Origin of the sequence: Limnohabitans sp. Jir61, from assembly GCF_003063545.1 — a bacterium.
Lineage (GTDB): Bacteria > Pseudomonadota > Gammaproteobacteria > Burkholderiales > Burkholderiaceae_C > Limnohabitans.
This window is the reverse complement of the sequence record NZ_NESD01000001.1, coordinates 128,781-155,533: the sequence shown is the minus strand read 5'-3', so window position 1 is coordinate 155,533 and position 26,753 is coordinate 128,781. Positions and strand designations below refer to the sequence as shown.

At 56.2% G+C, this 26,753-nt stretch carries 25 protein-coding genes; 2 read left to right on the top strand and 23 right to left on the bottom strand.

What is annotated here, in order from left to right; all coding sequences use genetic code 11:
* Window positions 1-4: 4 nt before the first annotated feature.
* The 22 genes from murA to pilM all read right to left on the bottom strand — a co-directional run bounded on the left by murA (window position 5) and on the right by pilM (window position 23,546).
* Window positions 5-1,282 carry a UDP-N-acetylglucosamine 1-carboxyvinyltransferase gene (murA, locus tag B9Z35_RS00680; protein WP_108282754.1) on the bottom strand — a complete coding sequence of 426 codons (1,278 nt, stop codon included), beginning with the start codon at window positions 1,280-1,282 and terminating at the stop codon, window positions 5-7.
* A 5-nt stretch (window positions 1,283-1,287) separates the two neighbouring features.
* Window positions 1,288-1,536: a BolA family protein gene (locus tag B9Z35_RS00675; protein WP_108281758.1), complete on the bottom strand. Its 249-nt coding sequence runs from the start codon at window positions 1,534-1,536 to the stop codon at window positions 1,288-1,290.
* Window positions 1,537-1,546: 10 nt separating this feature from the next.
* Window positions 1,547-2,326: an ABC transporter permease gene (locus B9Z35_RS00670; RefSeq protein WP_108282753.1), complete on the bottom strand. Its 780-nt coding sequence runs from the start codon at window positions 2,324-2,326 to the stop codon at window positions 1,547-1,549.
* On the bottom strand, window positions 2,326-3,243 hold the full coding sequence (locus B9Z35_RS00665; protein WP_108281757.1) for an ABC transporter ATP-binding protein: 918 nt from the start codon (window positions 3,241-3,243) through the stop codon (window positions 2,326-2,328). The genes B9Z35_RS00670 and B9Z35_RS00665 overlap by 1 nt, the downstream gene beginning before the upstream one ends.
* Before the next feature lie 74 nt (window positions 3,244-3,317).
* Window positions 3,318-3,605, bottom strand: a complete 288-nt coding sequence (locus B9Z35_RS00660; RefSeq protein ID WP_108281756.1) for a lipid asymmetry maintenance protein MlaB — start codon at window positions 3,603-3,605, stop codon at window positions 3,318-3,320.
* 3 nt (window positions 3,606-3,608) lie between these two features.
* The gene (locus B9Z35_RS00655; protein ID WP_108281755.1) at window positions 3,609-4,250 is read right to left on the bottom strand and encodes a phospholipid-binding protein MlaC; all 642 of its coding nucleotides are present in this window, start codon (window positions 4,248-4,250) and stop codon (window positions 3,609-3,611) included.
* 46 nt (window positions 4,251-4,296) lie between these two features.
* Window positions 4,297-5,025, bottom strand: coding sequence for a VacJ family lipoprotein (locus B9Z35_RS00650; protein WP_233246436.1), 729 nt, complete (start codon window positions 5,023-5,025; stop codon window positions 4,297-4,299).
* Between the two features lie 26 nt (window positions 5,026-5,051).
* On the bottom strand, window positions 5,052-5,531 hold the full coding sequence (gene mlaD, locus B9Z35_RS00645; RefSeq protein WP_108281753.1) for an outer membrane lipid asymmetry maintenance protein MlaD: 480 nt from the start codon (window positions 5,529-5,531) through the stop codon (window positions 5,052-5,054).
* A 15-nt stretch (window positions 5,532-5,546) separates the two neighbouring features.
* Window positions 5,547-6,323: a lipid asymmetry maintenance ABC transporter permease subunit MlaE gene (gene mlaE, locus B9Z35_RS00640; RefSeq protein WP_108281752.1), complete on the bottom strand. Its 777-nt coding sequence runs from the start codon at window positions 6,321-6,323 to the stop codon at window positions 5,547-5,549.
* A complete protein-coding gene (locus B9Z35_RS00635; protein WP_199219746.1) occupies window positions 6,320-7,153 on the bottom strand; it encodes an ABC transporter ATP-binding protein in 834 nt (277 codons plus the stop codon). The genes mlaE and B9Z35_RS00635 overlap by 4 nt, the downstream gene beginning before the upstream one ends.
* Window positions 7,154-7,236: 83 nt before the next feature.
* A complete protein-coding gene (locus tag B9Z35_RS00630) occupies window positions 7,237-8,718 on the bottom strand; it encodes a glutamate synthase subunit beta (RefSeq protein ID WP_108281750.1) in 1,482 nt (493 codons plus the stop codon).
* A gap of 29 nt (window positions 8,719-8,747) precedes the next feature.
* Window positions 8,748-13,457, bottom strand: coding sequence for a glutamate synthase-related protein (locus B9Z35_RS00625; protein WP_108282752.1), 4,710 nt, complete (start codon window positions 13,455-13,457; stop codon window positions 8,748-8,750).
* A gap of 114 nt (window positions 13,458-13,571) precedes the next feature.
* Window positions 13,572-14,279, bottom strand: a complete 708-nt coding sequence (locus B9Z35_RS00620; RefSeq protein ID WP_108281749.1) for a transposase — start codon at window positions 14,277-14,279, stop codon at window positions 13,572-13,574.
* A 34-nt stretch (window positions 14,280-14,313) separates the two neighbouring features.
* Window positions 14,314-15,174, bottom strand: a complete 861-nt coding sequence (locus B9Z35_RS00615) for an SAM-dependent methyltransferase (RefSeq protein ID WP_108281748.1) — start codon at window positions 15,172-15,174, stop codon at window positions 14,314-14,316.
* A gap of 3 nt (window positions 15,175-15,177) precedes the next feature.
* The gene (locus tag B9Z35_RS00610; protein ID WP_108281747.1) at window positions 15,178-15,753 is read right to left on the bottom strand and encodes a DUF1415 domain-containing protein; all 576 of its coding nucleotides are present in this window, start codon (window positions 15,751-15,753) and stop codon (window positions 15,178-15,180) included.
* On the bottom strand, window positions 15,746-16,963 hold the full coding sequence (locus B9Z35_RS00605) for a CynX/NimT family MFS transporter (protein ID WP_108281746.1): 1,218 nt from the start codon (window positions 16,961-16,963) through the stop codon (window positions 15,746-15,748). The genes B9Z35_RS00610 and B9Z35_RS00605 overlap by 8 nt, the downstream gene beginning before the upstream one ends.
* A gap of 20 nt (window positions 16,964-16,983) precedes the next feature.
* On the bottom strand, window positions 16,984-18,117 hold the full coding sequence (locus B9Z35_RS00600; protein WP_108281745.1) for a deoxyguanosinetriphosphate triphosphohydrolase: 1,134 nt from the start codon (window positions 18,115-18,117) through the stop codon (window positions 16,984-16,986).
* Entirely contained in the window at window positions 18,114-19,214 is a 1,101-nt protein-coding gene (aroB, locus tag B9Z35_RS00595; protein ID WP_108281744.1) for a 3-dehydroquinate synthase, read from the bottom strand. The genes B9Z35_RS00600 and aroB overlap by 4 nt, the downstream gene beginning before the upstream one ends.
* 3 nt (window positions 19,215-19,217) lie before the next feature.
* The gene (locus tag B9Z35_RS00590; RefSeq protein WP_108281743.1) at window positions 19,218-19,793 is read right to left on the bottom strand and encodes a shikimate kinase; all 576 of its coding nucleotides are present in this window, start codon (window positions 19,791-19,793) and stop codon (window positions 19,218-19,220) included.
* A gap of 8 nt (window positions 19,794-19,801) precedes the next feature.
* Window positions 19,802-21,361 carry a type IV pilus secretin PilQ gene (locus B9Z35_RS00585; RefSeq protein WP_108281742.1) on the bottom strand — a complete coding sequence of 520 codons (1,560 nt, stop codon included), beginning with the start codon at window positions 21,359-21,361 and terminating at the stop codon, window positions 19,802-19,804.
* Window positions 21,358-22,347 carry a pilus assembly protein PilP gene (locus B9Z35_RS00580; RefSeq protein ID WP_108281741.1) on the bottom strand — a complete coding sequence of 330 codons (990 nt, stop codon included), beginning with the start codon at window positions 22,345-22,347 and terminating at the stop codon, window positions 21,358-21,360. The genes B9Z35_RS00585 and B9Z35_RS00580 overlap by 4 nt, the downstream gene beginning before the upstream one ends.
* Window positions 22,347-23,546: a pilus assembly protein PilM gene (pilM, locus tag B9Z35_RS00575; RefSeq protein WP_158268099.1), complete on the bottom strand. Its 1,200-nt coding sequence runs from the start codon at window positions 23,544-23,546 to the stop codon at window positions 22,347-22,349. The genes B9Z35_RS00580 and pilM overlap by 1 nt, the downstream gene beginning before the upstream one ends.
* Before the next feature lie 122 nt (window positions 23,547-23,668).
* On the opposite strand from pilM, the gene B9Z35_RS00570 reads away from it, so the two are divergent.
* Window positions 23,669-26,044, top strand: coding sequence for a penicillin-binding protein 1A (locus B9Z35_RS00570; RefSeq protein WP_108281739.1), 2,376 nt, complete (start codon window positions 23,669-23,671; stop codon window positions 26,042-26,044).
* Window positions 26,045-26,091: 47 nt separating this feature from the next.
* Here the strand turns inward: B9Z35_RS00570 and cyaY are convergent, their stop codons facing one another.
* Window positions 26,092-26,421: an iron donor protein CyaY gene (gene cyaY, locus B9Z35_RS00565; RefSeq protein ID WP_108281738.1), complete on the bottom strand. Its 330-nt coding sequence runs from the start codon at window positions 26,419-26,421 to the stop codon at window positions 26,092-26,094.
* Between cyaY and B9Z35_RS13130 the strand changes: the two genes are divergently transcribed.
* Window positions 26,351-26,740 (top strand): lipoprotein, encoded by a 390-nt coding sequence (locus B9Z35_RS13130; protein ID WP_370444101.1) that lies wholly within the window; start codon window positions 26,351-26,353, stop codon window positions 26,738-26,740. The two genes, cyaY and B9Z35_RS13130, sit on opposite strands and share 71 nt — an antisense overlap.
* Window positions 26,741-26,753: the final 13 nt, after the last annotated feature.

Genomic DNA, 26,753 nt, shown 5'->3' with positions numbered 1-26,753 from the left:
TTGTTCATTTCACTCTTTCAATGTCTGCGCCAATGGCGCGCAGCTTGGCTTCCATCTTGTCGTAGCCGCGGTCCAAGTGGTAAATGCGGTCCACCAAGGTTTCGCCGTCGGCCACCAAGCCCGCAATCACCAGCGAGGCAGAAGCGCGCAAGTCGGTGGCCATGACGGTTGCACCGGAGAGCTTTTGCACGCCTTCAAGCACAGCCACTTTGCCGTCGATTTGGATGTGTGCGCCCAAGCGCACCAACTCGTTGACGTGCATGAAGCGGTTTTCAAAAATCGTTTCGGTCACCTTCGATGCGCCCTTGGCAATCGCGTTCAACACCATGAACTGCGCTTGCATGTCGGTGGGGAAGCCTGGGTATTCGGTGGTGCGGAAGTTTTGCGCCTTGAGGTGTTCATACGCAGGCGCAGTGCCTTGAATGCGGATGCCCTGTGCGTTGGCAGTGACTGTTGCACCTGCATCGCGCAGCTTGTCGATGACCGCATCCAAATGGTCGGCGCGGGCATGACGCAAAAACACGTCGCCGCCAGTGGCTGCCACCGCGCACAAAAATGTGCCGGCTTCAATGCGGTCAGCCACCACTTTGTGGGTGCAGCCGTGCAAGCGATCCACACCTTGGATGTGGATGCGGCTTGTGCCGTGGCCTTCAATCTTCGCTCCCATGGCAAGGAGCATTTCGGCCAAGTCTGGAATCTCTGGCTCTTGGGCGGCGTTTTCCAACACGGTTTCACCGTCGGCCAAAGCCGCGGCCATGAGGAAGTTTTCTGTGCCAGTGACGGTCACCATGTCGGTGGCGATGCGCGCGCCTTTGAGGCGTGTGCGACCACCACCCAATTTGGCAACCATGTAGCCGTGGTCCACCTCAATCTCTGCGCCCATGGCTTGCAAGCCTTTCAAGTGCTGATCCACAGGGCGTGAGCCAATGGCGCAGCCGCCGGGCAACGACACCTTGGCGTGGCCAAAGCGGGCCAACAAGGGGCCGAGAGCCAGCACCGAAGCGCGCATGGTTTTCACCAACTCGTAAGGGGCTTCTGGGTTGTTCAAACCGCCGGCGTCTAAGCTGACTGTGCCGTCGTCTGCACGCTCGGCTGTCACACCCATGTTGCGGATGAGCTTGAGCATGGTAGCCACGTCTTGCAACTGCGGCACGTTTTGCAACGTGACAGGCTGGTCGGTCAACAAGGCTGCGCACAGCTCGGGCAAGGCCGCGTTTTTAGCGCCTGAAATCAACACTTCGCCATTGAGGGTGCGGCCGCCGCGAACGAGTAATTTATCCATTGTGTTTAGGCTTTCGTGGCTGCGGCTTGCCATTCGGCAGGCGTGTAGGTTTTCATAGACAAAGCATGCACTTCGTCAGTTTTGATTTTTTCGCCCAAAGTGGCGTACACCTTTTGGTGGCGTTGGATGAGGCGCTTGCCTTCAAACTCAGCAGACACCAAAGTGGCATACCAATGACGGCCATCGCCCTCGACGTGCAAATGCTCACAGGGCAGGCCTGCGGCGATGATGGTTTGTAGTTCGTCTGCTGTCATTTAAAAACCTTCATCCTCGAATCTTGTAACCCGTGCGCAGCAAGTGCAGCGCAACGGCCGACACAAAACCAAGGCACACACCCACCACACCCAAGCTCAACCAAGGCGACACATCGCTTTGACCAAAGAAGCCAAAGCGGAAGCCATCAATCATGTAGAAGAACGGGTTGAGGTGGCTCACGTTTTGCCAAAAGCTGGGCAGTGAGTGGATGGAATAAAACACGCCGCTCAAAAACGTCATCGGCATGATGATGAAGTTTTGGAAAGCGGCCATTTGGTCAAACTTATCAGCCCACAAGCCCGCAATCAAACCCAACGTGCCAAGCATGAGTGCGCCAAACACCGCAAAGGTGATGACCCACAAAGGCTGCGTAGGCAAAAGCGAAAAATTGAGCACTGACGATTGCCACACAAAAAGCACGCCGGCCAGCAACACACCCGCGCCCACCAATAATCCGCGCACCATGGCAGAAAGCGCGTAGGCAAAAAACCAGCTCCAGTGCGACAGCGGCGTGAGCAACAGGAACACCAAGTTACCCATGATCTTGCTTTGCACCATGGACGAGGAGCTGTTGGCAAACGCGTTTTGCAACACGCTCATCATCACGAGGCCTGGAATCAAAAACGCGGTGTAGCTCACGCCGTCGTACACCTGCACGTGCGCTTCAAGCACATGACCAAAAATCATCAGGTACATCACCGCGGTGAGCACGGGCGCAGCCACCGTTTGGAAACTGACTTTCCAAAAGCGCAGTACCTCTTTGTAAAAGAGCATGGTCCAGCCGGTCATCATGCTTTCACCTCATCACTGCTGTGCATCACATCGAGGAAGACATCTTCCAAATCGGCTTTGCGAATTTCAACGTCTTGCGCTTGCAAGCCCGCCTCACGCACGGCGGCAAGGTAGCGCTCAATCTCCAGCGCGTCATTGGCAGGGAACTGCACAATGCGGCCGGTCACACGCGCCTTGGCAGCCAAGGCAGCAGGCAACTCGGTGTCAATCTTGAAGCGCAGCACATTGCTCGATGCCGCTTTGAGCAACTCAGTGGTGCTATCCAGCGCCACCACTTTGCCGTTTTTCAACATGGCGATGCGGCCACACAAAGCTTCGGCTTCTTCGAGGTAATGCGTGGTCAGCAGCACGGTGCTGCCCTCGCGGTTGAGTTTGGCAATGAACTGCCACAGAGTTTGACGCAGCTCCACGTCCACGCCAGCTGTAGGCTCGTCGAGCACGATGACGGGTGGTTTGTGCACCAAGGCTTGCGCCACCAACATGCGGCGCTTCATGCCACCCGAGAGTTGGCGCATGTTGTGGTTGGCTTTGTCAGTGAGACCGAGGCTGTGCAACAGCTCGTCAATCCAGTCGTCGTTGTGCTTGACGCCAAAGTAGCCCGACTGAAACTTCAAGGCTTCGCGCACATTGAAGAATGGATCGAACACCAGCTCTTGCGGCACCACGCCCAACATGCGGCGGGCTTGGGCAGATTGGGTGGCGACATCCACCCCGTGCACCAACACCGAGCCAGATGTGGCCTTGCCCAAACCAGCCAAGATGCTGATGAGGGTGGTTTTGCCAGCGCCGTTGGGCCCTAAGAGCCCGAAGAACTCGCCTTTTTGGACATCAAAACGCACGCCATCGAGCGCCTGAAACGGACCTCGGGCGGTTTGGAAGGTTTTGGAAACGGATTGGAATGAAATAGCGGGCATGAGTAGCCTTTGATTTTAAGGCTTTACCAATGCCCTGACTTGGGCACCCCTAGGGGGGGCGCTGAAAACGCGTTTTATTGGAGCAAATCGCTCAAACCATACACCTTGGCCAAGGCTTGGGCTCGCTCAGGCAAGCCCTTGATGCGCAGGTGCGCGCCACGAGCCAACACCGCACGGCGACATGCCAAGATCACTGCCAACGCCGAAGAGTCGAACTGGGTGAGCGCTGATGCATCCAACACTGCCTCGCCGCCTTCAGACACGCACGCGCTCAACAAAGGGGCCAGCTCGTCTGTGACGGCTTGTGCTTGCGCCTGCATCAAGACAGCAGGCAAAGCGACGGAGGTATGTTGAGCCGTCATGGTTTATTTAGAGGCTTTGGCGTTGGTTTTGTTGCGATCGGCCAAGCTGGCGATCAAACCATCCACACCTTTGGTGTTGATTTCTTGCGCGAACTGGGTTTTGTAGTTTTCAACCAACCAAATGCCCATGACGTTCATGTTGTAGACCTTCCACGCACCATCTGCCGTTTTTTCAACGCGGTAGTCCAGCTGGATGGGGTCACCTTTGCCACGCACTTCGGTTTTGACAATCACCTCTTTGTCATCAGCCGCGGCGCGCAATGGCTTGACGGTAATCGTTTGGTCACTCACCTGACCCAATGCACCTGAATAGGTGCGCACCAGCAAAATCTTGAACTCTTCTTGCAAACGTTTTTGCTGCTCAGGCGTGGCTTGACGCCAGGCTGGCCCAACCGCTGAAGCGGTCATGCGCAAGAAGTTCACGTTAGGCATGACGCGTTGGTCAACCAAAACAATGATTTTGTTCACATCACCGTTGTGAATGGACTTATCCGCCTTAATGGCGTCCAAGATATCAGACGACACTCGTTTGATGAAAGCGTCGGCTGCTTCGTCTGCAGCGTTTGCAACGCTGACCAAACCCAGTGCGCAGACTGAGCCAAGGATCCATGCAAAAAGGCTGCGGCGTGACAAAAAATGGCTCATGACTTCAAACTCCAAGGTATTCAATTTTATTTAACGCGGAACCGTCTTATTTGGCTGACGGTGAAGCAGGATCCGCACTAGGGTCTTCTAATTGATCTTCATCAGGCGGATTGCCGTCGTACACCTGATTACGACGGAACTGCAAATACGAATCACGCGTGAAGCTGTATTTATCAATTGCTGCACCGGTTAACAAATCAGACGTTTGCAGCAAGCTTGCGCGTTTTTCCACGATACGTGCAACAACCGCTGCATTGCGCTCAGCAACCACATCATGTTTGGCAACAAAGTCTGTAGAAAATTCCAAGGGCAAAACGGACGTATCACGCGCAGTAGATGGGCCAAACACTGGCAACACAACATAAGGGCCATCAGGTACACCCCAGTAACCCAAGGTTTGACCGAAGTCTTCAGGGTGACGTTGCAAACCTATTTCAGTCGCCACATCAAAGAGGCCATAGATACCCAATGTGGTGTTAACAACCACGCGCATCAAGGACTCTGCTGTCTCGCGGCCTTTAAATTGCAAACCGTTATTGGCAGTTGAAAACACATCTGACAAGTTACGAAAGAAATTGGTAATGCCCTTTTGAACAAGTTCAGGCGTGTAATCTCTGTACCCCGTTGCGACTGGCTTGAGTACGTTGTCATCCAATGTGTCGTTGAACTTGGAAACACTGCGGTTCATCGGCTCCAAAGGATCTTTGGGGTTGACATTGGGACCCGAAGCGCAACCAGTGCTAAGCACAGCCACGGCTACAAGCATGGCAGTCATCGCCCATCGCTTGTGCAAGGGCGCAATCATTTGCCACCCTTTTCAGGTGCCGGTTCCGCAGCTTTGTTGTACAAGAATTGACTGATGAGGTTTTCCAACACCACAGCTGATTGCGTGGCTTGAATGCGGTCGCCATTGGCCAAGTTGTCAGCCTCTGCGCCTGCTTCAATGCCAATGTATTGCTCGCCCAACAAACCGCTCGTAAGAATTTTCAAAGAGCTGTCTTTGGGAAATTGGTAACGGCTCTCGATGCTCATGGTCACCGTGGCTTGGAATGTTTTGTCATCAAACGTGACCGACTCCACACGCCCCACCACAACGCCTGCGCTCTTGACCGCTGCTTGACGTTTCAAGCCACCGATGTTGTCAAAGCGCCCACTGACGGTGTAGTTGGACTGAAAACTCAGCGTCAACAAATTGGCTGACTTCAAAGCCAAAAACAAAATGGCAGCCGCACCCAAGAGCACGAACAAACCGACCCAGACATCAACTTTGGAGCGTTGCATAGCTTCCTCGATTCATCAAATACTGAACATCATGGCGGTGAGGATGAAGTCCAACCCCAACACTGCCAACGAAGCGACCACGACCGTTTTAGTCGTGGCGCGCGATACACCTTCAGGCGTGGGCTGTGCTTCATAGCCTTGCAGCAGCGCGACAAACGTGACGGTCACACCGAACACGATGCTCTTGACCACGCCATTGCCCACGTCTTTCCACACGTCTACGCCGCCTTGCATCTGACTCCAGAACGAGCCGGCGTCTACGCCAATCATCAACACACCCACCATCCAGCCGCCCAAAATACCCACGGCGCTGAACACAGCCGAAAGCAAAGGCAAGGCGATGATGCCGCCCCAAAAACGTGGGCCCAAGATGCGGCGCACGGGGTCAACCGCCATCATGTCCATGGCGCTGAGTTGCTCGCCCGCTTTCATCAAACCAATTTCAGCAGTGAGCGATGTACCGGCGCGGCCCGCAAACAACAAGGCGCTCACCACGGGGCCGAGCTCGCGCACCAAGCTCAAAGCTACAAGTAAACCCAGCGCTTCAGCAGAGCCATAACGCTGCAAGGTGTAGTAGCCCTGCAAGCTGAGCACAAAGCCCACAAACAAACCTGACACCGCGATGATGGCCAACGAATAGTTGCCCAAGAAATGCACTTGGTCACGCACCAAACCAAAGCGGCGCATGTTGCTGCCAAACAAGCCCATGAGGCGAATGAACAATCGCGCACCAAGCCCTAAGCCAGCCAAATAGCTGCGCACAGCAAAACCTATATTGGCGATGAATTTCATGCTTTGCCCACCACGCCAAAATCTTGCGCCACGGATGGGCCTGGGTAATGGAAACGCACAGGGCCATCAGGCGCTGCGGTGACAAACTGTTTCACCAACGGGTCGGTGCTGTGACGCACTTCATCGGGTGTGCCTTGTGCGGCAATCTTGCCGTTGGCCAACACGATCACTTGGTCCGCGATGTGGAAGGTTTCATCCAAATCGTGCGACACGATGATGCTGGTGAGGCCCAACGTATCGTTGAGCTGACGAATCAAACGCGCGGCCGTGCCGAGGGAAATTGGGTCTAAGCCTGCAAAGGGCTCGTCGTACATGATGAGTTCTGGGTCAAGCGCCATGGCGCGGGCCAAGGCCACACGGCGGGCCATGCCACCTGACACTTCGCTGGGCATCAAATCACGTGCGCCGCGCAGGCCCACGGCTTCGAGTTTCATCAACACGATGTCGCGAATCATAGATTCGCTCAGGTCGGTGTGTTCGCGCAGCGGGAAGGCCACGTTGTCAAACACGCTCAAGTCGGTGAACAAAGCACCAAACTGAAACAACATGCCCATACGACGACGCACAGCATACAAATCGGTAGGGTTGAGTGACGCCACTTCTTTGCCATCAAACGTGAGGCTGCCTGACTGGGCGCGGTATTGGCCGCCAATCAAACGCATCACCGTGGTTTTACCGCCACCCGATGCACCCATGAGCGCTGTGACTTTGCCTCGCGGGATGGTCAGCGTTATGCCATCCAAGATGACGCGTTCGCCATAGCCAAAGCGAATATCGCGCAGCTCAACCAACGCATCAGGGTTTGTATTTAGCAAGGAAGTGGTATTCATAGAAACAAAAGCTGGCCTGTTCATGAAACAGGTCAGCCTTTGTATTTTAGTTCCAAGCCATCAAAGGCTTGTAAAGACGGAAATTAACGGGGCAGATCGCTAGCACCCATCAAGAACTCGTCCACCGAGCGGGCAGCTTGGCGGCCTTCGCGGATGGCCCACACCACCAAAGACTGGCCGCGGCGAATATCGCCCGCAGCAAACACTTTAGGTACGTTGGTGGCATAGCCGCCGGTGAATTCGGTGGTTGCCTTGGCATTGCCGCGTGCGTCTTTCTCAACGCCAAAACCGTCAAGAATCGTGGCCACGGGGTTCACAAAGCCCATCGCCAGCAACACGAGGTCGGCTTTGATGATTTCTTCAGTGCCTGCCACTTCCACCATCTTGCCGTCTTTCCATTCGACGCGAACGGTCTTGACGCCAGTGACTTTGCCGTTTTCGCCCACAAACTCTTTGGTGGAGATGGCGAATTCGCGCTTGAGCAAACCTTTTTCGGCGCTCTCGTCGTGGCTAGAACTGGTGCGCAGCTTCAGTGGCCAGTATGGCCATACCAAAGGCTTGTTCTCATGCTCGGGTGGCATAGGCATCACCTCGAACTGAACCACACCTGCAGCGCCGTGGCGTGTGCTGGTGCCCACGCAGTCAGAGCCGGTGTCGCCACCGCCGATGACCACCACGTGCTTGCCGTCAGCGCGCAATTGGTCTTTGACCTTGCCGCCGCCGTTGACCTTGTTTTGTTGGGGCAAGAACTCCATCGCGAAGTGAATGCCAGCCAAGTCGCGGCCAGGTGCTGGCAAGTCGCGAGACTGCTCAGAGCCACCGGTCAACAACACAGCGTCAAAGTCTTTTTGCAGTTGCGCTGGGCTGATGGTTTCTGTGGCCCAGTTGGTGACCTTAGAGCCCTTGGGCAACTCGCCCACCATCACGTTGGTGCGAATGGTCACACCTTCAGCGGCTAGCTGCTTGGCGCGGCGGTCGATGTGCGACTTTTCCATCTTGAAGTCTGGAATGCCGTAGCGCAACAAGCCACCGATGTGGTCGTTTTTCTCGAACAAGGTCACGTCGTGACCGACGCGTGCCAACTGCTGTGCAGCGGCCATACCGGCAGGGCCAGAGCCCACGACGGCAACCTTTTTGCCAGTCTTGTGCTTGGCGGGCTTGGGTACAACCCAGCCTTCATTCCAAGCTTTATCAATGATGGCGTGCTCGATGGACTTGATGCCCACCGCGTCGCCATTGACGTTCACCACGCAAGCCGCTTCGCAAGGTGCAGGGCAGATTCGGCCGGTGAACTCGGGGAAGTTGTTGGTGCTGTGCAGCACGTCGATCGCGTTTTTCCAATCGCCTTGGTACACCAAGTCGTTGAAGTCCGGAATGATGTTGTTGACAGGGCAGCCGTTGTTACAAAACGGTGTGCCGCAGTCCATGCAACGTGCAGCTTGATCGTGCGCTTGTTTGTCGTCCAAAGCGATCACGAATTCGTCGTAGTTCTTCAAGCGCTCTTTGACGGGCTTGTAGCCCTCTTCGATGCGCTCAATTTCCATAAAGCCAGTGACTTTTCCCATGATTCAAATCCTTTTGCTTGGTCTTAGCGTTACTTGGCAGCGACGGCTTTTTTGGCCGCTGGAGCTTTGGCAGTCTTGGCTGCGTTCAACTCGCCCAATGCACGCTTGTATTCGTTGGGGAACACTTTGACAAACTTGGCACGTGCAGTGCCCCAGTTGTCCAGCAAGTCACGGGCGCGTTTAGAGCCCGTCCAACGGTGGTGGTCTTCGAGCAACTTCTTGAGTTGCGCTTCGTCGGTTTGGTCGCGGTGCCAAATGGCGCGTGGCAAGGTTTCTTCTTGCTGCGCAGCCGTCAACACTTTTTCCATGGAAACCATGGCTGTGTTGCACTTCTTGTCGAACTGGCCGTCTTCGTCGTACACGTACGCCACACCGCCGCTCATACCAGCTGCAAAGTTACGGCCGGTTTTACCCAACACCGCGACTGTGCCGCCTGTCATGTATTCGCAACCGTGGTCGCCTGTACCTTCGACCACTGCGGTCGCGCCAGACAAACGCACAGCAAAACGCTCGCCAGCCACGCCGGAGAAGAACGCTTCACCGCGTGTCGCACCAATCATCACAGTGTTACCCACAATGATGTTGTTGACCGCGTCGCCACGGAAATCGATGCTGGGGCGAACCACCACGCGGCCGCCTGAGAGGCCTTTGCCGGTGTAGTCGTTGGCGTCACCAATGAGGTACAGCGTGATGCCGTTGCACAAGAACGCGCCGAACGATTGACCGCCCGTGCCTTCGAGTTGGATGCGGATGCTGTCATCTGGCAAACCTTCTGGGTGCACCTTGGTCACAGCGCCGGACAACATCGCACCGACTGAGCGGTTGACGTTGCGGGCCACTTCCATGAACTGCACCTTCTCGCCGCGCTCGATGGCGGGCTTGGATTTCTCGATGAGTTTTTGGTCCAGTGCTTTTTCCAAGCCGTGGTCTTGCTTGTCCACGTGGTAGCGAGGAATCTCTGGGCCCACTTGAGGCACAGCCAACAAGCGAGCGAAGTCGAGGCCAGAAGCTTTCCAGTGTTCAATGCCAGCGCGCATGTCGAGCAAGTCGGCGCGGCCGATCATGTCGTCAAACTTCTTGATACCCAACTGCGCCATGATCTGACGCACTTCTTCAGCGATGAAGAAGAAGTAGTTGACGACGTGCTCAGGCTTGCCTGTGAACTTCTTGCGCAACTCTGGGTCTTGTGTGGCCACGCCCACAGGGCATGTGTTCAGGTGGCACTTGCGCATCATGATGCAGCCCTCAACCACTAAAGGTGCAGTGGCAAAGCCAAACTCGTCAGCGCCGAGCAAAGCACCCACAGCCACGTCGCGGCCGGTTTTCATTTGGCCGTCAGCTTGGACGCGCACGCGGCCACGCAAACCGTTCAACACCAAAGTTTGTTGGGTTTCGGCCAAACCGATTTCCCAAGGTGAACCGCAATGCTTGATGGAAGACCAAGGCGATGCGCCTGTGCCGCCGTCGTGGCCGGCGATCACCACGTGATCGGCCTTGCACTTGGCAACGCCTGCGGCAATCGTGCCCACACCGATTTCTGCCACCAACTTCACGCTGATGTCAGCGTGAGGGGCGACGTTCTTCAAGTCATGGATCAACTGAGCCAAGTCTTCGATGGAGTAGATGTCGTGGTGTGGAGGTGGAGAAATCAAACCCACGCCTGGCACGCTGTAACGCAGCTTGCCGATGTACTCAGACACTTTCGAGCCTGGCAACTGACCACCTTCACCGGGCTTCGCGCCTTGGGCCATCTTGATCTGAATTTGGTCAGATGAAGACAGGTATTCAGCCGTTACACCGAAGCGGCCAGAAGCCACTTGCTTGATGCGCGAACGCAAGCTGTCGCCAGCATTCAAAGGCATGTCCACTTCGACCACATCGTTGCCGATGATGGTTTTGAGTGTGTCGCCTTGTTTGATTGGGATGCCTTTGAGTTCGTTGCGGTAACGCGCTGGGTCTTCACCGCCCTCACCCGTGTTGGACTTGCCGCCAATGCGGTTCATCGCCACGGCCAAAGTGGCGTGTGCTTCTGTAGAGATAGAGCCCAAGGACATCGCGCCTGTGGCGAAACGTTTGACGATTTCAGTGGCTGGCTCAACCTCGTCCACCGAGATGGCTTTGGATGGGTCAATTTTGAAATCGAACAAACCGCGCAAGGTCAGGTGACGCTTGTTTTGGTCGTTGACGATTTGTGCGTACTCTTTGTACGTGCTGAAGTTGTTCGAGCGTGTGCTGTGTTGCAACTTGGCAATCGCATCAGGCGTCCACATGTGCTCTTCGCCACGGGCGCGCCAAGCGTATTCACCACCGGTGTCGAGCATATTGGCCAGCACTGGGTCTTCGCCAAATGCGGCCTTGTGCATGCGAATGCCTTCTTCGGCCATTTCGAAAATGCCGATGCCTTCCACGCGGCTAGGTGTGCCGGTGAAATACTTTTGCACGGTTTCGGTGTTGATACCGATGGCTTCAAACAACTGCGCACCGCAGTAAGACATGTAGGTCGACACGCCCATCTTGGACATGATCTTGGACAGGCCTTTGCCGATGGCTTTGATGTAGTTGTAGATCGCTTTTTCGGTCGACAAGTCAGCTGGCAAATCTTTGTGCAGATTGGCCAATGTTTCGAGCGCGAGGTAGGGGTGTACGGCTTCTGCGCCGTAGCCCGCCAACACAGCGAAGTGATGCACTTCGCGAGCGCTGCCAGTTTCAACCACCAAACCAGCCGTGGTACGCAAGCCTTCGCGTACCAAGTGTTGGTGAATCGCAGACAAGGCCAACACAGCAGGGATGGCCACTTGAGTGGCACTCACAGCGCGGTCGCTGATGATCAAGATGTTGTGGCCACCTTTGATGGCGTCCACAGCTTCAGCGCACAACGACGCCAACTTGGCTTCGACGCCGTCGTGGCCCCAAGCCAAGGGGTAAGTCATGTCGAGCGTGGCGCTCTTGAACTTGCCGTGTGTGTACTGTTCGATGTCACGCAACTTGGCCATGTCGGCGAAGTTCAGCACAGGTTGGCTGACTTCCAAACGCATGGGTGGGTTGACTTGGTTGATGTCGAGCAAGTTGGGTTTAGGGCCCACGAACGACACCAAGGACATGACGATGGCCTCACGGATCGGGTCGATCGGTGGGTTGGTAACTTGCGCGAATAACTGCTTGAAGTAGTTGTAGAGCGGTTTGTTTTTGCTAGACAACACAGCCAAGGGGCTATCGTTGCCCATCGAGCCAATGCCCTCTTCGCCGTTGATAGCCATAGGAGCCATCAAGAACTTGATGTCTTCTTGGCTGTAGCCGAAGGCTTGTTGGCGGTCGAGCAAGGACACATCGCTAGCCTTGGCGGTTTCGCCTTCGTGGCCTTTGACGTCGTCGAGCTTGATGCGGACGTTTTCAATCCATTGCTTGTACGGCTTGGTGTTGGTCAGGCCGGCTTTGAGTTCTTCGTCGTCGATCATGCGACCTTGTTCGAGGTCGATCAAGAACATCTTGCCGGGCTGCAGACGCCACTTGCGAACGATCTTGCTTTCTGGCACTGGCAACACGCCAGACTCTGAACCCATGATGACCATGTCGTCGTCGGTGATGCAGTAGCGTGATGGGCGCAAACCGTTGCGGTCCAGCGTCGCGCCGATTTGGCGGCCGTCGGTGAACACGATAGAAGCTGGGCCGTCCCAGGGCTCCAACATCGCAGCGTGGTATTCGTAGAAGGCCTTGCGGCGCTCGTCCATGGTGGTGTGGTTTTCCCATGGCTCTGGGATCATCATCATCACGGCTTGGCTGATGGGGTAGCCAGCCATCGTCATCAATTCGAGGCAGTTGTCGAAGGTGGCGGTGTCAGACTGGTCAGCGAAGCTGATGGGATAGAGCTTTTTCAGGTCGTCGCCCAACACGGGGGAAGACATCACGCCTTCGCGGGCCTTCATCCAGTTGTAGTTGCCTTTGACGGTGTTGATCTCGCCGTTGTGCGCCACATAGCGGTATGGGTGAGCCAAAGGCCACTCTGGGAAGGTGTTGGTGGAGAAGCGTTGGTGCACCAAACCGAGGGCTGACACGCAGCGCTCGTCGGTCAAGTCGCGGTAATAAGTACCGACTTGGTCGGCCAGCAACAAGCCTTTGTAAATGATGGTGCGGCTAGACATGCTAGGCACGTAATACTCTTTGCCGTGCTTGAGGTTCAAGTTTTGAATCGCGGCGCTGGCTGTTTTGCGAATGACGTACAACTTTCGCTCGAGCGCGTCTTGCACGATCACGTCATTGCCACGACCGATGAAGATTTGGCGGATGACTGGCTCTTTTTCGCGCACGCGAGGTGACATGGGCATGTCGAGGTTGACTGGCACATCGCGCCAGCCCAACAACACTTGGCCTTCGGCTTTGACAGCACGGTCGAGTTCTTGCTCACAAGCCAAGCGCGACGCGCTTTCTTTGGGCAAGAACACCATACCCACGCCGTACTCGCCGAGGGGTGGCAAGGCAACGCCCTGCTTGGCCATCTCTTCGCGATACAGCGCATCAGGCAATTGAATCAAGATACCTGCGCCGTCGCCCATGAGCGCGTCAGCACCCACAGCACCACGGTGGTCGAGGTTTTCCAAAATTTTGAGCGCTTGACCCACGATGGCGTGGCTCTTTTGACCCTTGATGTGAGCAACAAAGCCCACGCCACAGGCGTCGTGTTCGTTAGATGGGTCGTACAAACCCTGAGATTGCAGTTGTGCTTTATCGGCAGCCGTAGACATGCGCATTCCTCAAAAATTCAGCGGGACCAGAAGAATACTGCATTGCAGCATCTATGCCAAGAAAATTAATTGGGGTCAGAACCCAATTAATTGAGCCTTAATTTTGGCAATTATTTAATTGGGGACAGGTTTATTAACCTTGCTGAACGGCCGTCCTGCCTTGGTTTTGACCAAGCGTCGTTCGGTTTGCGACTGCAAATCGGCCACAAAACGCTCGTCGCCCAGCGCCCAACCACTGAGCGTGGCGTCGGTCAATGCACTCTGCTGGTCCTCGCTGATGCCTGAGTGCACCAATTCGGCGTATGCCGCCTCACGCGCGAACGGCGTGTTGCCCAAGCCCCAAACCAGAGCGTGCGGCGTGATGAGCCTGTCGATGCGATGCCCTGCGTAGTGCCCATAACTAGACCACACGTAATCCTCAGGCCGCGCCACCATGTGCGCACGCACGGGGTTGAGGTCAATGTAGGCCATGCAGGCCAGCAAGTAGCGGTCGGTCTGAATGAGCGTGGAGCGGTAGCGCCCTTCCCACAACGTGCCGGTGCGTGCGTGCACTTTGTTGAACACCTGCACATAGCTGCGGCCCACGGCTTGCATCATTTTGGGTAGACCCTGGTCTTCTTGTGGCGTGAGCAGCAAATGCAAATGGTTGCCCATCAACACATAGGCGTGAATGTCGACCTTGTGCGCACGGCTGTGCTCGAACAACAAATCGAGCATGCGCTGGTAATCAGCGGTGCTGCGAAAAATGTCTTGTCGGTTGTTGCCCCGCAGGATGACGTGGTGCGGGTAGCCGGTGACGGTGAGACGAGGGAGGCGGGCCATCTGCCGATGGTAATTCGAACCTGACCCCGATTAATTAAGCGGCAATTTTGAATCGCTCTTGAGCCAACTCTTGCAACCCGAACTCTTCCAACAAAGCAGACAACCGCTCCGCCGAGCTACGCTTTTTCTGCCCCGTGTACTTGGCCAAGATGAGTTCGTTTTTCATACTGTGCTCCCAGCCCACAAGCTCGGTCACGGTCACTTGGTAGCCCATCGCCTCTAGATACAAACAGCGCAGCACGTTGGTAATCTGGCTGCCCATCTCACGCGTGTGCAGCGGGTGACGCCACAGCTCGGCCAGCGGTGTGCGCTGCAAGTTGAGCGCTTTGTTTTTATTCAGCGCACGCGCCAACTCTGCTTGGCAACACGGCACGAGCACCATGTATTTGGCTTTCTTTTGCAGGCCAAACGCAATCGCATCGTCGGTGGCGGTGTCGCACGCGTGCAGCGCAGTGACCACATCTATCTGGTCGGGCAAGGCATCGCTGTGTGCGGATTCGGCCACGCTGAGGTTGAGAAACTTCATGCGGTCAAAGCCCAAGCGTTGCGCCAGTGCTTTGGACGATTCGACCAACTCGCTGCGCGTCTCGATGCCGTAAATACTGCCCTGCCCCAAAGCTTTGAAAAACAAGTCGTAAATGATGAAACCCAAATACGACTTGCCCGCGCCGTGGTCGGCGAGCGTGGGGCCTTGTTCGCTGGCGGGAAGTTCTTTCAGCAGCTTTTCGATGAATTGAAACAGGTGGTGCACCTGCTTGAGCTTGCGGCGTGAATCTTGGTTGAGCTTGCCGTCGCGTGTGAGGATGTGCAACTCTTTGAGCAACTCGATGGACTGGCCGGGGCGCAGGTCTAGATCAAGAGGTTTGGGGGCGACGGCTTGTTTGTGTTTGGACATAGCTTAATTGTGCAGTCGAGAAGCGATGCCCAGTTTGGCCCAGCCTTCTTGCCCCAACTTATTCAACACCTCAATGTTGCGTTCAAAGATGAGCGACGCATCGGGATAAGCCTCCACAGCTTTGTCAATGCTGGCTTCGCGCAGCAAATGCAACGTGGGGTATGGCGTGCGGTTGGTGAAGTTCTCGATGTCGTCCACATCCGTACCGCCAAATTGGTAGTGCGGGTGAAAGTCGGCCACTTGCAGCACGCCGTCTAGTTCTAAGTCCATCAGCACTTCGTCGCAGTCGGCCAAGAAATCGTTGAAATCCAAAAAGTCGGGCAAGCCATTGGGCGCAATCAGCAGCGTGGTGTCTAGCTTGTCTGGGTCGGCCTCAGCCAAGTGCTGCAACTCTTCGCGCAGCATGGCCAGCAGGTCGGCGGGCTCGGCAGATGCGCACACGCGGTAACGCACCATGTCTTTGACGACCACCGCTTTGGCAAAGGGGCACAGGTTGAGGCCCACCACGGCTTCTAGCAACCACTTTTGCGTGTCTTCGATGACGGTGCGTTCTTGGTCTGGGGTCAATGTGTCAGTCATGTTTTTCTTTCTTGTGCAATGCACGGCCAATGAAGTGCGCAAACACCGCGCCCGCCAAACTGAGCGTGGCGGTGACCGCCCACGTCCACTGCCAGCCGCCTGCGCTGGCTGCCACCCACGCAACCAAGGGCGGGCCTGCAAACTGGCCCAGCGCTGAGAGCTGCTGCATGTAACCCACGGTGGTGGACACCGTGCCTTCGCTAGGGGCCAAACGCAAGGCGCATGAAAACAAAGTGCCGGGAATCAAACCTCCCACGGCCGAGAACATCACCACGCACGCAAATCGCAGTGAGGTGGGCAAGCCTTCGCCCTGCCACACGGCATATGCGCCAACAGCGCCCAAGGTCATGCAAGCAAAGCCGATGGAAAGCAAACGCTGCGCAGGCCAACCGCGTTGCAGCAAACGACCCGACATGATGTTGCCGCTAACATTGGCCAGCGCCACGCAAGCCGACAACACACCCGCCGTGCCTGCGGCCAAACCCAGCTCGGCATAGACCGTGGGCAAGAAGCCCACCACAGCCAGCCACTGCGAGGAGTACACCGCAAAGGTGAGCGCCACCAACCAAGGGCCAGGACTTTGAAGTGTGAGCGCCAAGCGCTTGGGCCATGCATCGCTAGCGGCGTTATGTGTGGCTACGGGCGGCTGCACATCGGGCACACAGAGCCACACGGCGACCCAAGCAAACGCAGCCACTGCACCCAGCAGCCACCACCACGCGGACCAGTTCAAACCCGCAATGACCCAAGGCCCCAACAACAGCGCCAGCGCACTGCCCGTGGGCATGTACGTGCCCCACCAGCCCATGCGGCCGCTGAGCTGCGATGCATCGACCGTGCGGCGAATGAGCGCAGGCGCAGGCATGACGACCAGCAAAAAGCCCAAGCCCTCTAACGCGCGCAAGAACAACAAGCCACTGGCATCAGCCACAAAGCCACCACTGATGCTGGCGACTGACAAAAGCGCCAAGCCAACCAACATGCTGCGGCGCAGACCCAAACTGTCAGCACTCAGCCCAACAGCAAGACCCAGCGTCATGCTGGCCACTTGCACAGCTGACAGCAAGAAGCCCGCTTGGACCAAGGTGATGCCCAGTGCGTCTTGCAGCACCGGCAAAGCGGGCGGCAGCTTGCCCACATGCAACGCAGCACACACGCCTGCAAACACAATGACCCACGAAGGGTGGATGCCAAAGCGGTGCTTGCTCATACTCAAGTGATGCGGCTTATTTACGCCGTGAGTCGTGCGTGCTCACGCGTGGCAAAACGGTCAGTCATGCCAGACAAATAGTCGGCCACAGCACGCGGCACATCGCTGCGCTCGGCGTAGGCGGCGGGCATTTCTTGGGGCTTGGCCAAGTAGACGGCGAACAGTTCTTGCACCATGGCACGCGCACCGTCTGTGGTTTGCATGACCTGCGGATGGCGGTACAAATTGCGGAATAAAAACGACTTGAGCGCTTTGGATTCTTCGTACATCGCTGCGCTGAACTGCATGAGTGCGGGGCACTGACGCGCTTCGTCGGCACTGGTGGGCGCGTGCTGTTGCAGCGCTGCGCGTGTGGCGTTGATCACGTCGTACACCTGATCACACAACATGCGGCGAATGGTTTCGTACAGCACGCGGCGACCTTGAAGGCTTGGGTATTCAGCCAAGGTTTGCACGTGGTAGCGGGCGAATAACGACACATCTTGCATTTGCTCCATCGTGAGCAAGCCAGAGCGCACACCGTCGTCAATGTCGTGCGCGTTGTAGGCAATGGCGTCGGCCAAATTGCACAGCTGCGCTTCAAGGCTGGGCTGTGTGCCGTTCAAGAAACGTGCGGCAATGCCGTTGGGCTCTTGCGCGTTGATGAGTTCGGCGTTGCGGCGCGCGCAGTGCTTCAAGATGCCTTCGCGGGTTTCAAAGCTCAGGTTAAGGCCGTTGAATGCGGGGTAGCGTTCTTCGAGTTCGTCCACCACGCGCAGGCTTTGCAGGTTGTGCTCGAAGCCGCCATAAGGGGCCATGCATTCGTTCAGCGCGTCTTGACCGGCGTGGCCGAAAGGCGTGTGGCCTAGGTCGTGTGCCAAAGCGATGGCTTCGACCAAATCTTCGTTCAAGTTCAACGCGCGGGCGATGGAGCGGCCGAGTTGCGCCACCTCCAACGAGTGCGTCATGCGCGTGCGAAACAAATCACCTTCGTGGTTCAAGAAAACTTGTGTCTTGTAAACCAAGCGGCGAAACGCGGTGGAGTGAACGATGCGGTCACGGTCGCGCTGATGCGGGTTGCGCACGCTGGAGGCGTGGGCGGGTAGTGAGGGTTCGGCGTGGCGGCGGCCACGGGACTGTTCAGGCAGGCAGGCGTAGGGTGCTAGCTGCGTCATTGGGAACAGCAGTCATCTATGACTTGCGCCACCAAAGCGTCAGGCGCACCGCGCACGATGGCTGTGCCGGGTTTGTCGATGAGCACGAATTTGATTTCGCCTGCTTCGGCTTTTTTGTCCACGCGCATGTGGTGCAGGTATTCGTCAGCACCGAGCTTCGGGCCGACGATGGGCAAGCCTGCGCGCTCAATGAGTGCAGTGAAGCGGGACACAAACGACTCGTCCACCAAACCCAAACGTTGCGACAGGTGCGAGGCCATGACCATGCCGCAGCCCACAGCTTCGCCGTGCAACCATTCGCCAAAGCCCAAGCCCGCTTCGATGGCGTGGCCAAAGGTATGACCGAAATTCAAGATCGCACGAATGCCGCCTTCGCGTTCGTCTTGGCCCACCACCCAGGCTTTGATTTCGCAGCTGCGCTTGACAGCGTGCGCCAAAGCCTTGGGGTCACGCGCCAAGAGCGCGTCGAGATTGGTGTCGATCCAATCCAAAAACTGCATATCGGCGATGGGGCCGTATTTGATAACTTCGGCCAAGCCCGCGCTCATTTCGCGCTGGGGCAAAGTTTGCAAAGTGTCGAGGTCGCACACCACACGTTGCGGTTGATAGAACGCGCCAATCATGTTTTTGCCAATGGGGTGGTTGATAGCCGTCTTGCCACCCACCGATGAATCAACCTGCGCCAGCAAAGTGGTGGGCACTTGCACAAAGGGCACGCCGCGCATGTAGCAAGCGGCGGCAAAACCGGTCATGTCGCCCACCACGCCGCCGCCCAAGGCGAACAGCACGGTTTTGCGGTCAGCGCCTTTGCCCAGCAGCTCGTCAAAAATTAGATTCAGCGTTTGCCAGTCTTTGTGGCTTTCGCCATCGGGCAAGGCCACGGTGTGAACCTGTTTGTAGAGCGGCGCAAGGGCGGCTTGCAAACGCTCGGCATAAATGGGGCCCACGGTGTCATTGGTGACGATGAGAGCAGCCGAGGCTTTGGGTAAGTCAGCCCAAGTGCTTGCTGCGTCGAGCAACTGCTCGCCAATCAAGATGCTGTAACTGCGGTCGCCCAAGTCAATGGCAACGCGTTCGAGGTGTGGTGTGTTTGACATGGCTCAGATTCTGTGTGGGGGCGACACGCGAGGGCGGTCGGCAGGCGCGGGGGGCGAGACGGGTTTGATGTGGCCAGCGAGTTCGAGCTGTGACACGATCATGTTGACCAAGCCCGCCACATTGGGGCGGCCTGTTTCGATGACGTAGTGCGCGGTTTCGCGGTACAGCGGGTCACGCACGTCGAGGAGTTCGCGCAAACGCGCTTGCGGGTCGGCCACTTGCAGCAAGGGGCGGTTTTGGTCATTGCGCAAGCGGCGAAACACTTCTTCAGGGCTCGAACGCAAATAGAACACGTGGCCGTGTTCGCGCAAACGTTCGCGGTTGATGGGACGCAACACCGAGCCGCCACCCGTGGACAACACACCGTGGTGGTTGTGGCACAAGTCGGCAAGCACTTCAGATTCGAGGTCGCGAAAGCGGTCTTCCCCTTCGCGTTCGAAATATTCGCGCACCGAGCAACCCAAGCGGTTCTCAATCGCGTGATCCGAATCAACAAAGGGGAGGTGTAGTCGTCGAGCGAGTTGACGCCCAACGGTCGTTTTGCCGGAACCCGGCAGACCCACCAAAACCAACAACATATGCTTTCTTAACGTGCAACGGCACTGTGATCGAGCATTTTAGGCGTTATGAAGACCAGCAACTCTTGCTTGGCTTGGGCGGTGCGGCGGTTTTTAAACAAATAGCCCAGCACAGGGATGTCACCGAAGAACGGCACTTTGTACTCGTCCTCTTGCTCGCTGGTCTCGTAAATGCCGCCAATCATGACCGTGCCACCGTTTTCCACGAGCACTTGGGTCTTGACGTGCTTGGTGTCGATGGCAAAACCCGCGGGGGTGATTTGGCCCACGTTGTCCTTGGAAATATCAAGGTCGAGCACGATGCCGCCCTCGGGCGTGATTTGCGGCGTGACCTCTAGCTTGAGGTTGGCCTTGCGAAACGCCAAGGTGGATGCGCCGCTGGCGGCTGCTACTTGGTAGGGCAACTCTGTGCCCTGCTCAATAATCGCTTTAGCTTGGTCTGCGGTGACTACGCGAGGGCTCGATACAACCTTGCCTTTGCCGTCAGCCTCTAACGCCGACAGCTCAAGATTCAAAAAACGGTTCTTGGCTGAGTTGAAGATGGACACAGCAAAGCTGGCCGATGCAAAACCGTTCAGGCTGGCGGCGGGCAAATTGACAAAGCTACCCGAGGTGTCGAGCGCCTTGTCGGCAATGTTGAAACTGGTACCTTGCTGCGCGGTGGGGTTGGCATTAGCAATCGCGTTGGCATTGGTCGGGCCCCACACCGTTTGCGCACCACCCTGCCCCATGCCGCCCAAGCGCACACCGAGGGTCTGACCAAAGGTGTCGCTCGCTTGCACGATGCGTGCTTCAATCATCACTTGACGCAGGGGAATGTCGATCTTGGCAATCATTTGCGCCACTTGGTCGAGGCGCTCGGCAATGTCGGTGACGAAGAGTTGGTTGGTGCGCGACTCGGCCATGGCGCTGCCGCGTGTGCTGAGAATGCGCGAACCGCCGCCCATCGACGACAAGCTGAAAGGCGCGGTACTTGAGGCTGACGAGTAGCCCAGGCCAGCACTACCCAACCCACCATAGCCTGCGCCATATCCGCCGTAGCCGCCCATCGCAGGCATAGCAGGCATAGCAGGCAACACCGTGCCACCTTGAATTTGCGTCAGCACATCCACCGCCTTGGCGTAGTTCAGTGCAAAGCCATGCGTTTGCATGGGCTCTAGGTTTTGCGCGGCGAGCTTGCTTTCATATTCGAGCTTTTCTCGTGCAGCCACCTCGGCACGCGGGGCCACCCAAATGACATTGCCTTGTCGGCGCACGCTCAAGCCCTTGGCTTGCGCCATGATGTCGAGCACTTGGTCCCACGGCACTTTGTGCAGTTTGAGGGTGAGCGAACCCGTCACGCTGTCGGACGTGATGATGTTGAGCCCCGTGAAATCGGCCACGATTTGCAAGGCGGTGCGCACCTCGATGTTTTGAAAGTTCATCGACATAGGCGCACCGATATAAACAGGCTTGATTTCTTGGCCATACACCGGAGGACCGAATAAGCAAAGCACACAAATGTAGGCAGGGCACATCACGTAATTCATGATGACGATGAATTGCTGCATCAAAAGCTTGCCATTCATGGTGCTGCCTCATGCAAGGGCAAACGCACCTCACGGGTTTGCCATTCGCCAGTGGGCATCAATGCCAGCTCTTGCACCACTAAGTGATCGGCCTGAACTGCTTGCACTTTGCCAAAGTCATGCCCTAAGTGACTGCCCACGCGAACACGGTGCACACTCATAATCTGGGCCTCTTTATTTACGCCGTGAGGCGGCATAACTTTGACCAAAGCCTCTACCTCTCCTCGTGATGCGATTTGTCCCACGTATTGCAAGCGCTCGCGTGGAAAGGTTTCGAGCAAGTCGCGCGGACGCAACAACTCGGGTGCCACCAAGCGAGCGTAACTAGGGTGCTGCTGCACATGGGCGCGTTGCGCTCTAGCCCAATCGATCGCGCTGAATGGATCTGATGGTGATGCCGTATCTATATTCACACTCGACAGTTCAAACTCTGTTTCGATTGCTGTGGATTGCGGCGCAGCGGCTACCACGTGTGCTGAAATACCCCCTTGTGGATCCGCTTTGAGTTCCAGTGAGGCTACCGTCACACCAGGTGCGGCGGTAGACCATTGCGCTAGCCAGTTGATCCAACCATTCCATGAGCCTTGCACTTTCAAATGCACGGGCAATTGCTGCACTTGCAGCGCAGTCATCGCCGGGCTGTGTTGCGGCTTATCTAAACCAACTTGAGAAAACTTTAGACCCTGCTCTTGCGCCAATTGATTCAGCACAGACACATCGGCAAACGATGTTTGCGGCTGGGGTTGGTCTTGCAGCAATTGCGCAGTTTTTGCTCGCAACGCTTGGGTCGATTCTTGTTGTGTCATCAACTTGGATTTGGCTGCGTTGGCTTCATCCCATGCTTGCCAACTGCCGAGCCACCAAGGGCTGAGCAAGGCTGCACCCATTAAGCCGGACATCACAAACAAAGCATATTGGTAAGTGCGAGGCCAAAGCCAAGGACGATGCAAGTCCAATTGAGGCATTAAGAAGTTCACCCGCTTCATCACACCCCCACTTTCAAATCTGCTTCGATGCGAAATTGCCAAATGGGCAAGCCCGTGCTGGACACCGAGGGCATCACTTGCAACTGAGGTAGCTCTGGCGCTTGGGCCCAAATATCTAACGCTTTGAGTTGCTTGACCAACTGCTGGGCGTGGTTCGACGACAGCGCTTCGCCTTGCACGGTCCAACGCGTGCCTTGTTGTTTGACGCTGGCCACCCACACGCCTTGCGCGGCGTGGCTGAGTACACGGCTCCACTGCAAGCTTTGCGATTGCAAGTCTTGACGAACTTTGAGCCAACGGGCTTGCTCTGCCTTGCGCTCATGGACGACTTTGACTTGCGCATGTGCTTTTTGTGCCTCATCCAAAGCTCGACTCGAAGCACTCACATCCAACGCCTGCGGTTGCCGACTGTCAGCCGCTGACGCCATGACCATGGCAAACCCTGCCGCCAAAAATGCACCACCTATCGCGCATACAGTCACACCTAACAGCCAAGCGCGGCGTAGCACGTCATAAGCGTGATCACGATGTGGCAACAAGTTAACGCCATCATCTTGCCAAGCACGCAAGGCCAAGCCAAAGGCTTCATCGCATTGCAGCGCCAAAGCCGCGCTGGCTTGAGGCAACGTTGACAAAGTATCACTGACTTCGGTGCGATGAGCTGCATCGCATCGAGGCTCAACCACCACGGCTTTCAAACCAGCGAAATGGGCAACACGTTGTAAAGCCTCTACGCGCAAGCGCGGCGCAGCTTGCACCACATACCGTTGTTCGCCCTCCTGTGCGGGTTCTGCATCTAAGCGGTAATCAATCCACACCTCAGGTGCATATTCAGGCAACAAAGATTGCACTTCTGCCTGCAACTGAAACGCCACATCTTCGGGGGATAAACCTGCAGCAATCGTGACTAGGTGATTTGACACACAAGCATCGTCCAGACCAAGGTACGCGCCATCCGGCTGATAGTCGCTTGCCTCTAAATAATTCCGCAACCAACGCCCTAACAAGACGGACTGCATCACCTCGCCATGGGACACCAGCCCATCTGGTAGTTCAAGACGTTCGGCACAGCAAACGCTATCTGGTTGACTTAAGAAACCACTGAGCACAACCAAGCTGGTTGAGTCAGGGCCAATATCCAGCCCCACCGCACACAGGCGACGATTTCGTGGCTTAGGCAACCATGAAGTCCAACGCATGAAACACATCCTTTTGAAAAGGGTTGGCATGCATTGCATTTCAACGCGTTGACAAGCAGCTGCGGAGGTGTTTGACTCGAGACTTTTGTGATGTGAGCGTGTTTTTATAATCTTCTACACATATGGCGACAAACCACACCCCCGAAGGTTCGAAAGAACACACAGCCGCACCTGCTGCGCCCCGCTCTTTATTGGGTCACGTCTTGCTATGGACCTTTGGCATTGGCGCTGCATTGGCGCTGGCAGTAGGCCTGCTGGTAGCCGTTGCGCTGGCCATGGCTTACCCGCAACTGCCAGATGTCTCTGACTTGGCTGACTACCGACCCAAGCTGTCGATGCGCGTATATTCCGTAGAAGGCACGCAAATTGGCGAGTTTGGTGAAGAAAAACGCAATCTCACACCGTTCAAAGACATCCCCAAGGTGATGAAAGACGCGGTACTGGCGATTGAGGATGCTCGCTTTTACCAACACGGTGGCGTGGACTACATCGGTTTGATGCGCGCAGGCTTGGCCAACTTGGGCCGCGCCAAGAGCCAAGGCGCGTCGACCATCACGATGCAGGTGGCGCGTAACGTTTACCTGTCGTCCGAAAAAACCTTCACACGCAAAATTTATGAAATTTTGCTGACCAGCAAGCTCGAGCACATGCTGAGCAAAGATCAGATTTTTGAAATCTATCTGAACCAAATTTATTTAGGCAACCGCGCATACGGTTTTGCTGCTGCATCCGAAGCCTACTTTGGCAAGCCACTGAAGAACATCAGCATCGCCGAAGCCGCCATGCTGGCAGGCCTGCCTAAAGCACCATCGGCCTATAACCCAATTGCCAACCCCAAGCGTGCACGCGCACGCCAGCTCTACATCATTGAGCGCATGGAAGAAAACGGCTTCATCACCAAAGAACAAGCCGTTGCTGCCAAACAAGAAGAGTTGAAGATCCGCACTGCAACGAGCAGCCTCAACACTCACGCCGACTACGTGGCTGAAATGGCGCGTCAGCTGATGTTTGCGCAATACGGCCCAGAGATCTACACACGCGGTTTGAACGTTTACACCACCATTCGCGCCAGCGACCAGCAAGCGGCTTACTTTGCTTTGCGCCGCGGGATCATGGACTACGAGCGTCGCCAACACTACCGTGGCCCTGAGCGCTTCATCAACTTGCCTACCAAGCCTGCCGAACTCGAAGACGCGATTGACGACGCCTTGATTGAGCAAGGCGACAAAGGTGACCTGCTTGCAGCTGTGGTGCTTGAAGCTACGCCCAAAAAAGTGCGCGTGATGCGCCAAAACAGCGAAGTGCTAGAAATCACGGGCGATGGATTGCAGCCTGTGCAGTCGGGTTTATCTGACAAAGCTGCACCCAACATCAAGCTGCGCCCCGGAGCGTTGGTGCGCATCACCCAAACCGCCAAAGGCGGCTGGGAAATTACACAACTGCCTGAAGTGGAAGGCGCGTTTGTGTCCATCGACCCACGCGACGGCGCAATTCACGCACTGGTGGGTGGCTTTGACTTCAACAAAAACAAGTTCAACCATGTGACCCAAGCTTGGCGTCAGCCAGGCTCGAGCTTCAAGCCTTTCATCTATTCCGCCGCCTTGGAAAAAGGCTTCACACCCATGACGGTGGTCAACGACGCACCCTTGTTTTTTGACGCCAGCGTGACGGGTGGCCAACCGTGGGAACCCAAAAACTACGATGGCACATTTGAAGGCCCCATGACTTTACGCAAAGGTTTGGCCAAATCGAAAAACATGATTTCGATTCGTGTGTTGCAAGCCGTGGGTGCGCAAAACGCACAAGATTGGATTGCCCAGTTTGGTTTTGACGCCGAAAAGCACCCGCCCTACCTGACAATGGCACTCGGTGCGGGCTCAGTGACGCCGATGCAGATGGCGTCGGGCTATTCGGTGTTTGCCAACGGCGGCTACCGCGTGAACCCCTTTCTCGTCAGCAAGGTGACCGACCAAATGGGCAAGGTGTTGTCTGAATTCACCCCTCCTCCATTGGAAGAGTCTGCCCGCGCCATTGATGCTCGCAACGCCTTTGTGATGACCAGCTTGCTGCAAGAAGTCACACGCTCAGGCACGGCGGCTCGCGCACAAGCCACGCTCAAGCGCTCAGACATTTACGGCAAAACAGGTACCACCAACGACTCGATGGACGCTTGGTTTGCGGGCTACCACCCCACGCTCACAGCTGTTACTTGGATCGGCTACGACACGCCTCGCAAACTGGGTGACCGTGAAACTGGCGGCGGTTTGAGCTTGCCGGTGTGGATCAGCTACATGCAACACGCTTTGCAAAACGTCCCAATTGCAGAGCCCACACCGCCCGCAGGCCTGAACCATGAAAGCGGCGACTGGGTTTATAGCGAGTTCAGCAAAGGTGGCGGCGTGAGCAGCCTAGGAATGGAAAGCAAGCCTGCCGGCGGCAATGAACAACTGCCAGCCAACGACGAGAAGAAAAAGATTCTCGATTTATTCAAAAACTAACAACAAGGGCGCTGATAGCGCCCTTGTTTCTTAGTGACATTTTGAAATTACGCGTGAAAGACAAGCGCCAGCCCAGTTTGAGTGCTGGCGTCTTTGCTTAAGTGCTCAAAAAATTCACCCTGGCCTTTTGTGTCGGCCCACTGCGCGCCATCAAACTTGAAGTGATACCCCCCCGAGCGAGCCGCTAACCACACCTCGTGCAAGGGCTTTTGCAGATTGATGATGATTTGGCTTTTATTCTCAAAGGTGAGTGTGATCATCCCGCCAACGCGCTGGTTGTCGATATCGGCTTCGCCTTCATCATTGATGCGGTCGCAGGCCAACTCAACAGCTTTGAGAAGAAGTTCCGCGCGGTCTAAGAATTCGAGATCGGTCATTACAATTTACGCCATGGGTATTCAACAAAAGATTTTAGTCAGGGGCGCCAGCCTTCGTGCGTGTGTGGCCTCTGCGCTATACGTTTTGCTTGCATTGACAGCATGCGGTCAAAAAGGCAATCTGTACATGCCCAACGACCCTGAATTCAAACAGCGGGCCACCTTACCCGATATTGTGCGTCGCCAGTTGCCTGGCAATGCACCGACGCCAGCGACCGGCGCAGCATCGTCCCCCACATCTGGTACGACAGCCTCGCCTGCGACTCAGTCCACCACAACATCCCCTGCCACCGCTGCGCCCGCCGCGACGGGTCGTTAACTTTTCAAGAGCC

What these genes read in the sequence shown, in the direction of transcription:
- murA (WP_108282754.1), bottom strand. Translation starts at nt 1,282, where the DNA reads ATGGATAAATTACTCGTTCGCGGCGGCCGCACCCTCAATGGCGAAGTG.
- B9Z35_RS00675 (WP_108281758.1), bottom strand. Translation starts at nt 1,536, where the DNA reads ATGACAGCAGACGAACTACAAACCATCATCGCCGCAGGCCTGCCCTGT.
- B9Z35_RS00670 (WP_108282753.1), bottom strand. Translation starts at nt 2,326, where the DNA reads ATGACCGGCTGGACCATGCTCTTTTACAAAGAGGTACTGCGCTTTTGG.
- B9Z35_RS00665 (WP_108281757.1), bottom strand. Translation starts at nt 3,243, where the DNA reads ATGCCCGCTATTTCATTCCAATCCGTTTCCAAAACCTTCCAAACCGCC.
- B9Z35_RS00660 (WP_108281756.1), bottom strand. Translation starts at nt 3,605, where the DNA reads ATGACGGCTCAACATACCTCCGTCGCTTTGCCTGCTGTCTTGATGCAG.
- B9Z35_RS00655 (WP_108281755.1), bottom strand. Translation starts at nt 4,250, where the DNA reads ATGAGCCATTTTTTGTCACGCCGCAGCCTTTTTGCATGGATCCTTGGC.
- B9Z35_RS00650 (WP_233246436.1), bottom strand. Translation starts at nt 5,025, where the DNA reads ATGACTGCCATGCTTGTAGCCGTGGCTGTGCTTAGCACTGGTTGCGCT.
- mlaD (WP_108281753.1), bottom strand. Translation starts at nt 5,531, where the DNA reads ATGCAACGCTCCAAAGTTGATGTCTGGGTCGGTTTGTTCGTGCTCTTG.
- mlaE (WP_108281752.1), bottom strand. Translation starts at nt 6,323, where the DNA reads ATGAAATTCATCGCCAATATAGGTTTTGCTGTGCGCAGCTATTTGGCT.
- B9Z35_RS00635 (WP_199219746.1), bottom strand. Translation starts at nt 7,153, where the DNA reads ATGAATACCACTTCCTTGCTAAATACAAACCCTGATGCGTTGGTTGAG.
- B9Z35_RS00630 (WP_108281750.1), bottom strand. Translation starts at nt 8,718, where the DNA reads ATGGGAAAAGTCACTGGCTTTATGGAAATTGAGCGCATCGAAGAGGGC.
- B9Z35_RS00625 (WP_108282752.1), bottom strand. Translation starts at nt 13,457, where the DNA reads ATGTCTACGGCTGCCGATAAAGCACAACTGCAATCTCAGGGTTTGTAC.
- B9Z35_RS00620 (WP_108281749.1), bottom strand. Translation starts at nt 14,279, where the DNA reads ATGGCCCGCCTCCCTCGTCTCACCGTCACCGGCTACCCGCACCACGTC.
- B9Z35_RS00615 (WP_108281748.1), bottom strand. Translation starts at nt 15,174, where the DNA reads ATGTCCAAACACAAACAAGCCGTCGCCCCCAAACCTCTTGATCTAGAC.
- B9Z35_RS00610 (WP_108281747.1), bottom strand. Translation starts at nt 15,753, where the DNA reads ATGACTGACACATTGACCCCAGACCAAGAACGCACCGTCATCGAAGAC.
- B9Z35_RS00605 (WP_108281746.1), bottom strand. Translation starts at nt 16,963, where the DNA reads ATGAGCAAGCACCGCTTTGGCATCCACCCTTCGTGGGTCATTGTGTTT.
- B9Z35_RS00600 (WP_108281745.1), bottom strand. Translation starts at nt 18,117, where the DNA reads ATGACGCAGCTAGCACCCTACGCCTGCCTGCCTGAACAGTCCCGTGGC.
- aroB (WP_108281744.1), bottom strand. Translation starts at nt 19,214, where the DNA reads ATGTCAAACACACCACACCTCGAACGCGTTGCCATTGACTTGGGCGAC.
- B9Z35_RS00590 (WP_108281743.1), bottom strand. Translation starts at nt 19,793, where the DNA reads ATGTTGTTGGTTTTGGTGGGTCTGCCGGGTTCCGGCAAAACGACCGTT.
- B9Z35_RS00585 (WP_108281742.1), bottom strand. Translation starts at nt 21,361, where the DNA reads ATGAATGGCAAGCTTTTGATGCAGCAATTCATCGTCATCATGAATTAC.
- B9Z35_RS00580 (WP_108281741.1), bottom strand. Translation starts at nt 22,347, where the DNA reads ATGAAGCGGGTGAACTTCTTAATGCCTCAATTGGACTTGCATCGTCCT.
- pilM (WP_158268099.1), bottom strand. Translation starts at nt 23,546, where the DNA reads ATGCGTTGGACTTCATGGTTGCCTAAGCCACGAAATCGTCGCCTGTGT.
- B9Z35_RS00570 (WP_108281739.1), top strand. Translation starts at nt 23,669, where the DNA reads ATGGCGACAAACCACACCCCCGAAGGTTCGAAAGAACACACAGCCGCA.
- B9Z35_RS13130 (WP_370444101.1), top strand. Translation starts at nt 26,351, where the DNA reads ATGCGGTCGCAGGCCAACTCAACAGCTTTGAGAAGAAGTTCCGCGCGG.
- cyaY (WP_108281738.1), bottom strand. Translation starts at nt 26,421, where the DNA reads ATGACCGATCTCGAATTCTTAGACCGCGCGGAACTTCTTCTCAAAGCT.